We start from the raw sequence: 13,000 nt of genomic DNA, 5'->3' as shown, positions 1-13,000 counted from the left end.
AAGGCACAGCGCTGCCCCATGCGGTGAATGCCATCATGCGTACCAACTCTTCCCAATGCCCCATTTTTCCCCGGCGGCCCCGCCGCGAGCGGCCTTCACAGCGTCTCCGCTTTCCCGGAATGGGGAGGGAGACGTCTCGTGCGCGATGGCCGGTTGCAGCGCGCCACATCCCCAAATTGTGGGCCAGAAGGCACTTCACTGGCCAGCGGCCAGCCACGCCCCGGGGGTTACGAATTCTTCACAACCGGAGCTCTGCGGCGATCAGTTCGGCGATCTGAACGGAGTTCAGCGCCGCGCCCTTGCGCAGATTGTCGCCGCAGACGAACAGGTCGAGCGCCCGCGGATCGTCCAGCGCCCTGCGCACCCGGCCCACCCAGGTGGGATCCGTACCCGCCACATCGGCCGGCGTCGGGAACTCCCCCTGCTCCGGGTCGTCGCACAGCACCACGCCAGGGGCGTTGGCGAGGATCTCGTGCGCCCCCGCGACCGACACCTCGCGCTCGAAGCGGGCGTGTACCGAGACCGAGTGCCCGGTGATCACCGGTACCCGTACGCAGGTCGCGCCGACCGCCAGCCGCGGCAGCCCGAGGATCTTGCGGGTCTCGCCGCGCAGCCTCAGCTCCTCGGTGGTCCAGCCCTCGACGGCCTCGGCGTCATCCTCACCGTCACCGGTGCCGGAACCGGCAGCCCCGGCACCGGCCCCGTCATCCCCGTACGCCCCGTCGGCCCCATCGGGCCCTTCCGCGCCGTCGGTCCCACCCCCGGCATCGCCGACGCCCGCCGCGGCCAACTCCCCCACGAACGGGACGACGTTGAGCGCGATCGGCGCCGGATAGGGACCGGTCGCGTCCCCCACCGCGCGCCGCAGATCGCCCGGCTTCTGCCCCAGTTCCATGCCGGACACGGCGGAGAGCTGTCCGCGCAGCGTGGCCACACCGGCCCGGCCCGAGCCGGAAACCGCCTGGTACGAGGAGAGGAGCAGCTCCTCGAGGGCCCACTCGGAGTGCAGCGCGGCAACGGCGACGATCATCGCCAGGGTCGTGCTGTGCGGGCTCGCGACGATGCCGCGCGGGCGCACCCGCGCGGCATGCGCGTTGACCTCGGGAACCACCAGCGGCACATCGGGCTCGCCGCGGAAGACCGTCGAACTGTCCACCGCCGCCGCGCCCTTGGACACCGCGACCGGCACCCACTGCGCCGCGACCTCGTCGGGAACGTTGAACAGCGCCACGTCGACGCCGTCGAAGACGTCCTCGCTCAGCGCCAGCAGCTCGGTCTGCGTACCCCGTACGGAGAGCAGGCCGCCGGCCGAGCGGGGCGAGGCGATCAGGCGGATCTCGCCCCAGACGTCGGCGCGCTCGCTGAGCAGGCCGAGCAGCACCTCCCCCACGGCGCCGGTCGCACCGACGACCGCGAGGGTGGGGCCGCTCCGCCGCTCGGTCACAGATGTCCCCGGGTCAGCGCCCGGTGCCTCCGTAGACGACGGCCTCGTCGCTGTCGCTGTCCAGGCCGAAGGCGGTGTGCACGGCGCGCACCGCCGGGTTCACGTCGTCCTCGCGGGTCACGACCGAGATGCGGATCTCCGAGGTGGAGATCAGCTCGATGTTCACGCCCGCGTTGGACAGCGCCTCGAAGAAGGTCGCGGTGACGCCCGGGTTGGTCTTCATCCCGGCGCCGACCAGCGAGATCTTCGCGATCTGGTCGTCGTAGCGCAGCGAGTCGAAGCCGACCTGCGGCTGGATCTTCTCCAGCGCCTTGGCGGCCTTGCGGCCCTCGGACTTCGGCAGGGTGAAGGAGATGTCGGTGAGGCCGGTCGACGCGGCGGAGACGTTCTGCACCACCATGTCGATGTTGACCTCGGCGTCCGCGATCGTGCGGAAGATCTTGGCGGCCTCGCCCGGCTTGTCCGGCACGCCGACGACCGTGACCTTGGCCTCGGACGTGTCGTGCGCGACGCCCGAGATGATCGCCTGCTCCATCGACTCTTCCCCTTGCCCGTCTTCGCTCTGGTGCGCCGCGCTGCTGACCCAGGTGCCGTTCAGCCCGGAGAAGGACGAGCGTACGTGGATCGGGATGTTGTAGCGGCGCGCGTACTCGACACAGCGGTGCAGGAGCACCTTGGACCCGGAGCTGGCCAGCTCCAGCATGTCCTCGAACGAGATCTTGTCGATCTTCCGGGCCTTCTTCACCACCCGCGGGTCGGCGGTGAACACGCCGTCGACGTCGGTGTAGATCTCGCAGACGTCGGCGTCCAGCGCCGCGGCCAGCGCGACGGCGGTGGTGTCACTGCCGCCGCGGCCCAGCGTGGTGATGTCCTTGCTGTCCTGGGACACGCCCTGGAAGCCCGCGACGATCGCCACATTGCCCTCGTCCAGCGAGGTCTGGAGGCGGCCCGGCGTGACATCGATGATCCGCGCCTTGTTGTGCGCGGAGTCCGTGATCAGACCGGCCTGGCTGCCGGTGAACGACTGCGCCTCGTGTCCGAGGGATTTGATCGCCATCGCCAGCAGGGCCATGGAGATTCGCTCTCCGGCGGTCAGCAGCATGTCGAACTCGCGCCCGGACGCGACCGGGGACACCTCTCCAGCGAGATCGATCAGCTCGTCCGTCGTGTCACCCATCGCGGAGACGACCACGACAACCTGGTTGCCGTTCTTCTTCGCCTCTACGATCCGCTTGGCAACGCGCTTGATGCCCTCGGCATCGGCAACGGAGGAGCCGCCGTACTTCTGCACGACAAGGCCCACGTGTGCTCGCTCCTCGAATCAGTCTTTCCTGGACCCTTTGGCCGGGATCCTGCGGTCGGCTCAGTGTAACGAGAGGCCGTCGATGCCCTCTCGCCGTGTGAACGGAAGGCAGCCCCTGCCCTCTCGCCCAGCGGGCCACATGCCCGCTGTGCACCGGGTGACACGGGGAGGGTCCCGGATCGTAAGACAGCTCACACGACGGGGAGTGAGGGGGTGGGTGCGGAGCGCGCAATTCGCCGCGGGGCGGGTCAGTGCGTGTAGTCCTTGAGCTTCTCGGTCGCCAGCGTGACGCCGACGGGCTCGGGCAACTCGACGGTCTCGCCGTACCCGCGCACCACACGGCTCCTGTACGTGCCGCCCTCCGGGTCGCTGTACACGATCAAGGTGCAGGCATCCCGGTCGACGAGGAGGTACACCGGGATCCCGGCCGCCGCGTAGCCGTCCCGCTTCTCACGGCGGTCGCGACGGTCCGTGTCCGGATCACGCGAGGTGACCTCGAAGGTCATCAGCACACCTTCGGGGTCCGCCCATGCACCCTGGCCGACGAAGTGATCCTTCGGCGCGAGGGCGCCGTCGGGCCGGGCACGGCCGTTCCGGCAGCGCTCGGTCTTGAGGCCCTGCCCCGGGTACAGGCGAAGATCCGCCCGGTGACGCAGGCACAGCTCCAGGAGCCACATCACGATGGTCACGTGACTCCCGTCGCGCCCCGGCTTGACCTCCAGCTTTCCTTTGGTGAACTCGAGCGACACGGTTTCGGGCGCCGCACGGGCGAGCTCCTCGAAATCCTCGATGAGCATCTGGGGGCGACCAGCGGTACTGGAGGTCACGGCGTCGGCTCCTCCCTTGCCTCCCGCCCGCTCCGCAGGCGAACTGCGCTCACGCTAGCGAGGGCGACCCCGTGTGTACACCCGACCACAAAACGTCAACGCCGCACGCCATAAGGCGAGTTGCCCGGTGCGGAAGTGGGCGAACGTCTCACGCCGCCTCACACTGCCCCTTCGACGCCCGTGCCGAGAGCTTGTACTCGTACGTCGTCGGGCCCGCGTCCGAGGGGGCGTCGTCTCCCGGTACGGGGGCCGTGGCTCCGTACTCGCCCGCGTTCACCGTGGTCAGGGTGATGCAGGCGGAGTGGCCCGCGCCGGAGACGGCGTAGTGGAGGACGGACTTCTCGCCCTTCTTCTCCTTCTCGGACCCGTAGGGGTCCTTCTCGGGGTTGGAGGAGGAGGCGGTGACGTTCACATCGCCGCGGTTGCCGCTCTCGCGCGCCGCGCTGCGGACCGCCCCGGCCACGTACTCCTCGAAACCGTCGTCCGAGACCTGGTCGGGGATCTTCTTCTCGGCGCCGTCCAGCGGATCGGGGCTCAGCTCCCGCGCCGCGTCCCGCGCGATCGACTGCACCTCGCCGTCGCTCAGCCCGAATTCGTCGGCCGAGCCCCACAGTTGGAAGGCGCCGAAGCCGAAGAGGGCGGCGAGAACGAGAAAGCTCACCCGCTGCCCGGCGAGCGCCCCGTCCGAGGGCTCGACCGCCTCAGGATTCCGATACCGCCGCGCGGCCACCCGCCACCAGAGTTCCCGCTGGTCACGGCACGCAAGCACCACGAAGAAGAGAGCGACGGCCGCGCACAGCACGGCGGTGAACAGGAACATCCCGCGGATTCCCCCGAGTTCGTCAGTGTGTCCGCGGGAGCCTAACCGTGCCCGGACCGGCGCGCCTCAGGGCTGCGGAGTCTTGAAGGGGTCGACCTCGGTGAGGAGCTTGTCGAGGCGTGCCCTGTCGACCTTGCTGGTGACCTCCTCCGCCTCCTGCCGGTCACGCACGCACTTGGCCAGCGTGAACGCGGAGGAGACGACGAACACCAGCCCCAGCGCCAGGAATCCGCGCTCCCAGGGCCCGACGGGCAGCTTCACGATGCCGAAGAGCAGCGCGCCGAGGGACAGTCCGAAGGCGATCGCGGACTGCACGAAGAAGGCCGTGGTGGTCGGCCGCTGCACGGATGCGGTGGAGGATTCGGTTGCCATGGGGGAAGGGTGGCGGGCCGCCGCGGCCCGCACATGAGTACCCGTACGGGACCGCCCCTGAGTACCCCGGCCCGGAGGCGCCGGCACCGGGACCCCGTACGGGCCGACCCCCAACTCCCCTGAGACCGCCGGGACTTACGACTGCTCGGACTTCATCCCCAGCGGTACGCCGATCTCCGCCGCCATCACCGCGCCGGCCTCCGCCTCCAGCTCGCCCTCGTCGTCGGCGCCGCTGTCGGTGTCCAGGCCGTTCAGCTCGTCGATCGGGGTGTCGAGCCGCACGTGCGCGACCAGCGACTGGAGCGCGCGCAGCGCGGCGGAGGCGGTCGGGCCCCAGTTGGAGAGGTAGGAGAACTGCCACCACCACAGGGCCTCGCTGACCCGCCCCGCGCGGTAGTGCGCCATACCGTGCCGAAGGTCGGTGACCGCGTCCGTGATGTCGTCGGAGATGCGGCAGGCCACGGGGCCGTTCCGGGTGACGTACGGGTCGAAGAGCTCGGAGTAGACGTCGACCGGCTCCAGCAGGCTCGCCAGCCGCTCGCGCAGCTCGTCGACGTCCGCCTCGGGGCCGATGTCCGGCTCGTACCGCTCGTCGGGAACGATGTCCTCGTGCGCGCCCAGCCGGCCGCCTGCCAGCATCAGTTGGGAGACCTCGAGCAGCAGATACGGGACCGCGCTGTCCGGATCGTCGCCCTTGGCGACCTCGGCGACCGAGACCAGGAAGCTCTCGATCTGGTCGGCGATCTGCACCGCGAAGTCGTCGGGGTCGTCCGTGATGGCGTTCAGCGTGGCGTCAGACATCGAGCAACCTTCTCCCCTCGAAGGCACGCCCCAGCGTGACCTCGTCCGCGTACTCCAGGTCTCCCCCCACGGGAAGACCGCTGGCCAGCCGCGTCACCTTGAGGCCCATGGCGGAGACCATGCGCGCCAGGTACGTGGCCGTGGCTTCGCCCTCCAGATTCGGGTCGGTGGCGAGGATCAGCTCCGTGACGGTGCCGTCGGCGAGCCGGGCCATCAGCTCCCTTATCCGCAGGTCGTCGGGGCCGACGCCCTCGATCGGGCTGATCGCGCCGCCCAGCACGTGGTACTTCCCGCGGAACTCGCGGGTGCGCTCGATGGCCACGACGTCCTTGGGCTCCTCCACGACGCAGATCACCGAGCCGTCACGGCGCGGGTCGAGGCAGACCCGGCACTGCTCCTCCTGCGCCACGTTGCCGCAGACGCCGCAGAACCTGACCTTCTCCTTGACCTCCGTGAGCGCGTGCGCGAGGCGCCGTACGTCGGCGGGCTCGGCCTGCAGTACGTGGAAGGCGATCCGCTGCGCGCTCTTGGGACCGACGCCGGGCAGTCTGCCCAGCTCGTCGATCAGTTCCTGAACCACGCCTTCGTACACGGGTGCGCCCGCCTCTTTCTCTCGGCCTCTCGGCTCTCTCTCGGCTCTCTCTGGGCCTGCTCTACGAACGGTAGTTGCCCCGCGGCCCCGTCACCAGCTTCCCTGCGCCGCCGCGCGAGGGGCCGCGCGGCGGGGCGCCGGACCGCTCACGGCCGAGCCGCTCACGGCCGGGCCTCGGGGGCCGGTCCCGGGAGACGGCTCCCGAGGCCGGCCCCGGGAGCCGGGTCTCAGAAGGGGAGGCCCGGCATGCCGCCACCGCCGCCGAGGCCCTCGGCGAGCGGGCCCAGCTTCTCCTGCTGGAGCTGCTGGGCTGCGGCGTTCGCATCGCGTACGGCGGCGAGCACCAGGTCGGAGAGGGTCTCCGCGGTCTCCTCCGGCGAACTGCCGGACGCCGCGTCCACGGCCACCGCCTTCGGGTCGATGACCAGGCCCTGGAGCTCACCGGCCCCGGTCACGGTCGCCTTCACCAGGCCGCCGCCCGCCGAGCCCTCGACGGGCGTCTCGGCGAGGTCCTGCTGTGCCGTGGCGAGGTCCTGCTGCATCTTCTGAGCCTGCTGCAGCAGCTGCTGCATGTCGGGCTGGCCACCACCGGGAATCACGTCTGGGCTCCTGGCTCTTCGACGACGTCTGCTGATTCTGAACTGCGACGCGTACGCGTACGCATGCGCGTGGCCCGAGCCTACGTGCTCGACACCCCCAGCGAGGAACGCTTCCCAGCCCTCGCCCCAGCGACCGAAGGCGGACCGGCCCACCCACCCGAATCCCGCCGCAGCGGGAGGCGACCACAGAGGCAGCCCCCGGCGGTCACGAGCGCGGACCGCGCAGACGCCGGTCCGCTCTGCGCCCGGGACCACCCCGGGCGCTAGTCGTGCTGGATTTCCTCTATGACCGTCGCCCCCAACTCCCGTACGAGCAGGTCGTGGCCGGAGAGGGCGGACTCGTCGAGGTCCGGGTCGTCGGCTGCCGGCATGTCCTCCACGCCCGCGTACGGGTCGGGCGGCGGCTCGGTCGGGGGCTCGTAGTCGTCGGCGGGCGGCGGGGGCGGCGCGCCCTGCCCGCCGTTCCCCCGCTGCGGAGCGCCGCCCTGCGGGGGCGCGGGGCTCGGCGCCGCGGGCTGGGGCGAGGGCGCGGGAGCCGGGGCCGGCGCCTGCGGAGGCCCCGGCGCTGGCTGCTGGGGCGGACGCGGCGAACCCCCGCCGCCGCTGCCCGCCGCGCCCCCGGCGCCCGGCGCCGAACCGCCCGAGGGATCGACGATCGCCTCGACCTTCCACTGGACGCCCAGCGCGTCGCTGAGCGCCTGGCGCAGCACCTCGTCACTCCCGCTGTTGCCGAAGCTGTCGCGGGCGCCCGGGTTGGAGAACCCGAGCTGGAGCGTGGTGCCGTCGAAGCCGACGACCGAGGCGTTCTGGCTGAGGAGGATCCAGGTGAAGCGGCGGCGGTTCTTCACCGCGTCCAGGATCTGCGGCCACATCTGCCGGACCTGGGCAGCGCCCTGCGAGGGGTCCTGCCCACCGGCGGCGGGCGCGGGGGCCGCAGGTGCGGGTGCCGGCTGCTCGGCCTGCGGCGGCTCGGGCGCCGGGGCACCCGCGCCCTCCCCCGCACCGGACGCCCCGGACGGGGCACCGGGCGCGGAGCCGGACGACGCACCCGCCGAGGGCCACGCCCCCGGCTTGCGCCCACCGGCCTGCGCCGGGGACGCCGACTGCGCACCGCCACCCGAGCCCGAGCCGGACTGCGTACCCCCGGACGTACTCCCAGGCCAGGCGCCCGGCCGCCGCCCCTCGGCAGCCGGAGCCGGCGCCGCGGGCTGGCCGCTCTCCGCGGCGGGCGCGGGCTCCGAAGTCGCGGGCGGCGCAGGCGCGTTGCCCTGCTGCGGAGGCGCGGGAGCCTGCGGGGCCGGCGCCGGAGCCGGTGCCTGAGCCTGCGGTACGGGCGTCTGCGGGGCCGGAGCCTGCGGCGCCGCACCACCGACAGCGCCCCCGCCGATCGCGCCCAGCGCGGCCCCCCGCTCCAGGCGGTCGAGCCGCGCCTGCACGGAGCGCTCGTCCCCGTACGTGGCGGGCAACAGCACGCGCGCGCAGATCAATTCGAGCTGGAGGCGGGGCGAGGTGGCGCCGCGCATCTCGGTCAGACCCGTGTTGACCAGGTCGGCGGCGCGGCTCAGCTCGGCGGGCCCGAAGACCTCGGCCTGCGCGCGCATCCGCTCCACGATGTCGCCGGGTGCGTCGATGAGCCCCTTCTCGGTCGCCTCGGGAACCGCCGCGAGGATCACCAGATCCCGCAGCCGCTCCAGCAGGTCGGCGACGAAGCGGCGCGGGTCGTGGCCGCCCTCGATCACCCGGTCCACGACCTCGAAGGCCCGCGCGCCGTCGCCGGCCGCGAACGCGTCGACCACGTCGTCCAGCAGCGCGCTGTCGGTGTACCCCAGCAGCGCGGTAGCCATGGCGTACGTCACACCCTCGTCGCCCGCGCCGGCCAGGAGCTGGTCCATGACGGACATCGAGTCGCGTACGGAACCGGCTCCCGCGCGCACGGCGAGCGGCAGCACCTTGTCGTCGACCGGAATCGACTCGCGCTCACACACATCGGCGAGGTGGTCGCGCAGCGTGCCCGGCGGGACGAGGCGGAAAGGATAGTGGTGGGTCCGCGAACGGATCGTCCCGATGACCTTCTCGGGCTCCGTCGTCGCGAAGATGAACTTGAGGTGCTCCGGCGGCTCTTCGACCACCTTCAGCAGGGCGTTGAAGCCCGCCGAGGTGACCATGTGGGCCTCGTCGACGATATAGATCTTGTACCGGCTGGAGGCGGGGCCGAAGAACGCCTTCTCGCGCAGCTCGCGCGCGTCGTCCACGCCGCCGTGCGAGGCGGCGTCGATCTCGATCACGTCGATCGAACCGGGGCCGTTGCGCGCGAGGTCGAGACACGAGCGGCATTCGCCGCACGGCGACGGCGTGGGCCCCTGTTCGCAGTTGAGACAGCGGGCGAGGATGCGCGCGCTCGTCGTCTTGCCGCAGCCGCGCGGCCCGCTGAAGAGATAGGCGTGGTTGACGCGGTTGTTGCGCAGCGCTTGCTGCAGCGGGTCGGTTACGTGCTCTTGCCCGATGACCTCGGCGAAGGTCTCGGGGCGATAGCGGCGGTACAGGGCGAGGGACGACACAACCCCGACGATATAAGGGACCACCGACAAGTGGTTTCGCTCACACCGATTCGCGCCCCACGTCAGGCCGCGTACCCCGGTCCCCGCCTTCTCGTACGAGGCATACGTCACAGTCGCAACGGAGCGCTGCTCCCGCACCCGCGGCCCCGGTGGACCCACGGGCACCGCGCCATGAAACGCAAGCGCCCCTCACGCACCCGCCAGAGCCCTCCTACCCTTGCTGCCTTCCGGCCCTGGGGGAGTTCAGAGAGATAGCGCCACGTGAGGGGCTGGCCCACACAGTACCCGATGACAGGAGTGCGGATCGAACTCGAACCCAGCCCGGATCCGACCCCGGGAAGCGAGTTCGCGAGCACCCCTCAACGTCTTGTAGTGTTCTTCTCGGAGGATTCGCCTAGCGGCCTAGGGCGCTCGCTTGGAAAGCGAGTTGGGGGCAACCCCTCACGAGTTCGAATCTCGTATCCTCCGCAGGCCGAAGGCCCCGACCGAACAGGTCGGGGCCTTCGTTCGTTCCGACCACGACGCGGGGGCCGCGGGCCGCAGCGGTCAGCCGTACGGTCCGCGGCCCCCGCTCGGTGTCACTGCCGCAGGTACCAGTCCGCCGAGGGCGCCTCGCACGAGCCGATGGTCAAGGAGGCACCCGGCCCCTTGGAGTCGCCGTCGACCGTGAGGCACTTGCCGTTGCTGGCGAAGTTGTGGATCTTCTTGCTGCCGTCGGGCAGATTCTCGATCCGCCACTGCTGGTTGTCTTCCATCCCGTTGTCGCACGGGGACTCGAGGACACCGGTGCCCTCCGGCTTGCCGCCCTTGTCGGGCAGGTCGAAGCAGAGGTTGTCCTTCTGATTGGCCATCATCACCAGGTCGCCGCCCTCGGCGCCCGCCCCCGCGTGCGAGACGGTGACGTTCCAGAGCTGGTTGTCCTGGTCGCTGGCGTTGCAGGGGTTCTGGCCGATCGGGCCGCCCTCCGGGTGCCCATCGAAGCCCGGCAGGTCGGCGCACATGTTGCTGGCCTTGTTGGCGAGCACGATGCGGGAGTAGCCGGCCCCGCCCTTCTTCGTCTTCTCGTTCAGCCTGACGTCCGGCTCGGGCTTCTTGACCGTCTTCCTCGGCTTCTCGACCTCGTCGGCCGGGCGGGAGGTCGGCTCCTGTGTGGACTTCCGCTGCTTCCCGTCGGAGGTGCTGGGCGAGGGCGACTCCTTCATCCGCCGTGCAGCGGCGGCCTGTTCGCGCTCCTTGGACGCCTTCTCCGCGGCCTCCTTCTTGTGCTCCGTCTGGTACGAGTTCCACGCGCCGATCCCCAGCGTGGCACCGGCGGCGAGCGCCACCACCGCCACGGCCCCGGCTATTCGCGTACCAAGGCGCGGGCCCTCGCCCGGCTGCCGGGAGGCGTCGGTCAGCGCATCGACCCGACGCGCCCGCTCCCGCCGCTTGGCGTCCTCGTTCGGTGACTCACTCACTGCTCTTCCCAACCCGTCGAGATCTCCGGTCAGTCACGATCAGCGCTCCGGCGTCGGCGGACACCGGTACGCACGGACCCTGCCCCGAACTCAGACGCCCCAGAAGACTGTTCAGTTCACGTCCCGTCACGGGCGGCGCGTCAGTCCCGCCCGGTGCGCGGCTCGTCCTCGTCGCCGCGCACCTCGTCGCCGCGCGCCTCCTCGCCCGCTCCGGCGTCGTCCGGGGCGGCGTCGTCCGGGGCGGGGCGCAGCTCGTCCTTGTCGATGAGCAGCGCCACCGGCGCCGAGGAGCTGAGGAACAGCACCTGCTCCTGCCCCCGCAGCCGCTCCACCAGGGCCGGCATCGGCATCATCCGGTGCGGGGGCAGCTCGTCCATGTCCATGCCGGGTGCCGCGGAGAACACCGCGACGGCCGGGACGCCCTCGGGGGTCTCGGTCACCGAGGGGTTGCCCTCGTCGTCGACGCACACGGCGATCTCGGCGTCCGCGAGGGAGCGGGCGACCTCGCCCTCGGGTCCGTAACCGGTCGCGGCGAGCTGCACCGCCCTGTCGGCCGGGCCGACCGGCTCGGGCCAGCCCATCCGCTCGGGCGACGGACGGTACTCGTCGTTCCGCTCCCACTCGACGATCTCGCCGTTCCCGTCGGTGCGCCAGCGGCCCAGCGTGGCCCAGGACGGCGGCTCCTCGCCCTCCTCGCCCTGCCAGTTCTGGTCGACGACGCCGAGCCAGTGGTCGGGCGCGACCTTCGCCGCCTCGACGATGCTCTCGGGCGGCGGCGGGAATCCGGGGTCTCCCGGGTACACGACGGCGGGGGGCAGCTCCTCCGTGCCGTCCTCGTTCCGGTTCTCGGCCGACTCAGGGGTGGGGTCCTGGTCGGGGGTGCGGCCCTCGGGCCCCTGCTCGGGGCCGTTCCGCTCCGGGGGAGTTGACATGTCGCTCTCTTCACTGTTCGCGCTGTGGTGGATGTGTGCGGCCGGCCGGCGGGGTCCGCCTCCGGGGGCCGGGGCGCGGTGACGCCCGTACGGAACGGGGCCGTCCCGGGTGTACGCGGCGACGGGGCGCCGCCTCCGCCGGCCGGCGGAGACCGCCAAGTACCGGCTTCGTACGTGTCGTTCGTGGTCCGAACGCGCGTGTCCGTGGTCACCAGCCTAGGAGGACGGCGTGCGGGGCGGTGCACAGCGGTGGCACACCGGGGAAACCGCCGGCGGCGCCCTCCCGGGTGCGGCCGTCCGCGCCCGGCGTCACGTCCCCGGCGTCCTGGCCGTGGGCGACCGCCCTGTTCAGCCCGCGGCGGTGCCGTACCCGGAGCCGGTGCCGTCGCGGGGACCGGCGGTTTCACCGTCGGCCCCCTGCTCGCCCTCCTTCGCTTCGTCCGACTCCGCCGGCCGTGCCGTCCCCGTTGTCTCCGCCGAAGGGGCGGACTGCGCGGGCTTCTCCGCCTTCGCCCCTCCCGCCGCGCCCATGACCGGGATGCCGTTGCCCACGGTGACGGGGGCGGTGCCGGAACCGTCCTCCTCCGCGCCGTCCGCCGGCGTCTCGCGTGCGCCGAGGAGTGCGCGCAGCTCGTCCGTGTCCACCGTCATGCTCACCGGCGCCGAAGGGTTGAGATAGATCAGGTGCCCCTCGGGGAGCCGCTCCAGGAGCGCGCGCACGGGGTGCAGGGCGAAGGCGAGACGGCCCGAGGTGTGCAGATAGGCCGGTGACGTGAAGACCGGCACGACGGGGGTCTCCTCGTCCGGTGCCGTGGCGGCCAGCGGGGAGCCGTCCGGCGTGACGAACACCGCGACCTCCTCCGTCGCCGCGAGGGCGCCGGTCACGTCCTCGCCGGGGCCGTAGCCCGTCGCGGCGAGCTGCACGGCGGCGTCCACCTCGTCCAGCGGCTCCGGCCAGCCCAGGGCCCGCGGCGAGGGCCGGTACTCCTCGTTGTCCTGCCACTCGACGATCTCGCCCTCGGGGCTGGAGCGCCACTGGCCGACCAGCGCCCACGCGGGCGGCCTGCCCTCGCCCTGCCAGGTGGGGTCGACCATGCCCAGCCAGTGGTCGGGGGCGAGCCGTCCCGCCTCGCGGATCTCGTCCGGCACCGGCGGCATGGCGTCGGTGGCGCCCGCCGTCTCCTCGGCGTCCTCGGGAAGCACCGCTGTCCGCCCGGGGGAGTCAGCGGTCTGTGTCGTCTCGGTCACTGCGCTTTCCTCTGTTCCATGTGCGAAGGGCTTCGGGGGTACGGAGG

General features: G+C 71.9%; 12 protein-coding genes, 1 tRNA gene and 1 other RNA gene. 1 reads left to right on the top strand and 13 read right to left on the bottom strand.

Annotated elements, in window-relative coordinates; genetic code table 11:
• Positions 1-238: 238 nt before the first annotated feature.
• The 10 genes from ABEE00_RS22470 to ffs all read right to left on the bottom strand — a co-directional run bounded on the left by ABEE00_RS22470 (position 239) and on the right by ffs (position 9,590).
• Positions 239-1,444: an aspartate-semialdehyde dehydrogenase gene (locus ABEE00_RS22470; RefSeq protein WP_345747415.1), complete on the bottom strand. Its 1,206-nt coding sequence runs from the start codon at positions 1,442-1,444 to the stop codon at positions 239-241.
• A 13-nt stretch (positions 1,445-1,457) separates the two neighbouring features.
• Positions 1,458-2,747: an aspartate kinase gene (locus ABEE00_RS22465; protein WP_345747414.1), complete on the bottom strand. Its 1,290-nt coding sequence runs from the start codon at positions 2,745-2,747 to the stop codon at positions 1,458-1,460.
• A gap of 248 nt (positions 2,748-2,995) precedes the next feature.
• A complete protein-coding gene (locus tag ABEE00_RS22460; RefSeq protein WP_345747413.1) occupies positions 2,996-3,574 on the bottom strand; it encodes a Uma2 family endonuclease in 579 nt (192 codons plus the stop codon).
• Positions 3,575-3,722: 148 nt separating this feature from the next.
• Positions 3,723-4,394 carry a hypothetical protein gene (locus ABEE00_RS22455; protein ID WP_345747412.1) on the bottom strand — a complete coding sequence of 224 codons (672 nt, stop codon included), beginning with the start codon at positions 4,392-4,394 and terminating at the stop codon, positions 3,723-3,725.
• Positions 4,395-4,460: 66 nt separating this feature from the next.
• The gene (locus ABEE00_RS22450; RefSeq protein WP_345747411.1) at positions 4,461-4,766 is read right to left on the bottom strand and encodes a YiaA/YiaB family inner membrane protein; all 306 of its coding nucleotides are present in this window, start codon (positions 4,764-4,766) and stop codon (positions 4,461-4,463) included.
• Between the two features lie 135 nt (positions 4,767-4,901).
• Positions 4,902-5,567 carry a DUF5063 domain-containing protein gene (locus ABEE00_RS22445; protein WP_345747410.1) on the bottom strand — a complete coding sequence of 222 codons (666 nt, stop codon included), beginning with the start codon at positions 5,565-5,567 and terminating at the stop codon, positions 4,902-4,904.
• On the bottom strand, positions 5,560-6,159 hold the full coding sequence (gene recR, locus ABEE00_RS22440) for a recombination mediator RecR (protein ID WP_345747409.1): 600 nt from the start codon (positions 6,157-6,159) through the stop codon (positions 5,560-5,562). The genes ABEE00_RS22445 and recR overlap by 8 nt, the downstream gene beginning before the upstream one ends.
• A gap of 227 nt (positions 6,160-6,386) precedes the next feature.
• A complete protein-coding gene (locus ABEE00_RS22435) occupies positions 6,387-6,758 on the bottom strand; it encodes a YbaB/EbfC family nucleoid-associated protein (protein ID WP_345747408.1) in 372 nt (123 codons plus the stop codon).
• 263 nt (positions 6,759-7,021) lie between these two features.
• Positions 7,022-9,316 carry a DNA polymerase III subunit gamma and tau gene (locus tag ABEE00_RS22430; RefSeq protein WP_345747407.1) on the bottom strand — a complete coding sequence of 765 codons (2,295 nt, stop codon included), beginning with the start codon at positions 9,314-9,316 and terminating at the stop codon, positions 7,022-7,024.
• Positions 9,317-9,491: 175 nt separating this feature from the next.
• Positions 9,492-9,590, bottom strand: an RNA gene (gene ffs, locus ABEE00_RS22425) — signal recognition particle sRNA small type.
• 109 nt (positions 9,591-9,699) lie between these two features.
• Between ffs and ABEE00_RS22420 the strand changes: the two genes are divergently transcribed.
• Positions 9,700-9,784, top strand: a tRNA-Ser gene (locus ABEE00_RS22420).
• A gap of 110 nt (positions 9,785-9,894) precedes the next feature.
• Here ABEE00_RS22420 and ABEE00_RS22415 read toward each other — a convergent pair.
• The 3 genes from ABEE00_RS22415 to ABEE00_RS22405 all read right to left on the bottom strand — a co-directional run bounded on the left by ABEE00_RS22415 (position 9,895) and on the right by ABEE00_RS22405 (position 12,953).
• Complete coding sequence (locus tag ABEE00_RS22415; protein ID WP_345747406.1) at positions 9,895-10,773, bottom strand: RICIN domain-containing protein; 879 nt, start codon at positions 10,771-10,773, stop codon at positions 9,895-9,897.
• A gap of 140 nt (positions 10,774-10,913) precedes the next feature.
• Complete coding sequence (locus ABEE00_RS22410; protein WP_345747405.1) at positions 10,914-11,705, bottom strand: type VII secretion system-associated protein; 792 nt, start codon at positions 11,703-11,705, stop codon at positions 10,914-10,916.
• Positions 11,706-12,053: 348 nt separating this feature from the next.
• Complete coding sequence (locus ABEE00_RS22405; RefSeq protein ID WP_451918641.1) at positions 12,054-12,953, bottom strand: type VII secretion system-associated protein; 900 nt, start codon at positions 12,951-12,953, stop codon at positions 12,054-12,056.
• Positions 12,954-13,000: the final 47 nt, after the last annotated feature.

The organism is Streptomyces odontomachicola, assembly GCF_039605595.1.
Lineage (GTDB): Bacteria > Actinomycetota > Actinomycetes > Streptomycetales > Streptomycetaceae > Streptomyces.
Note: the sequence above shows the minus strand (reverse complement) of the source record. Positions and strands in the feature narration are given on the sequence as shown.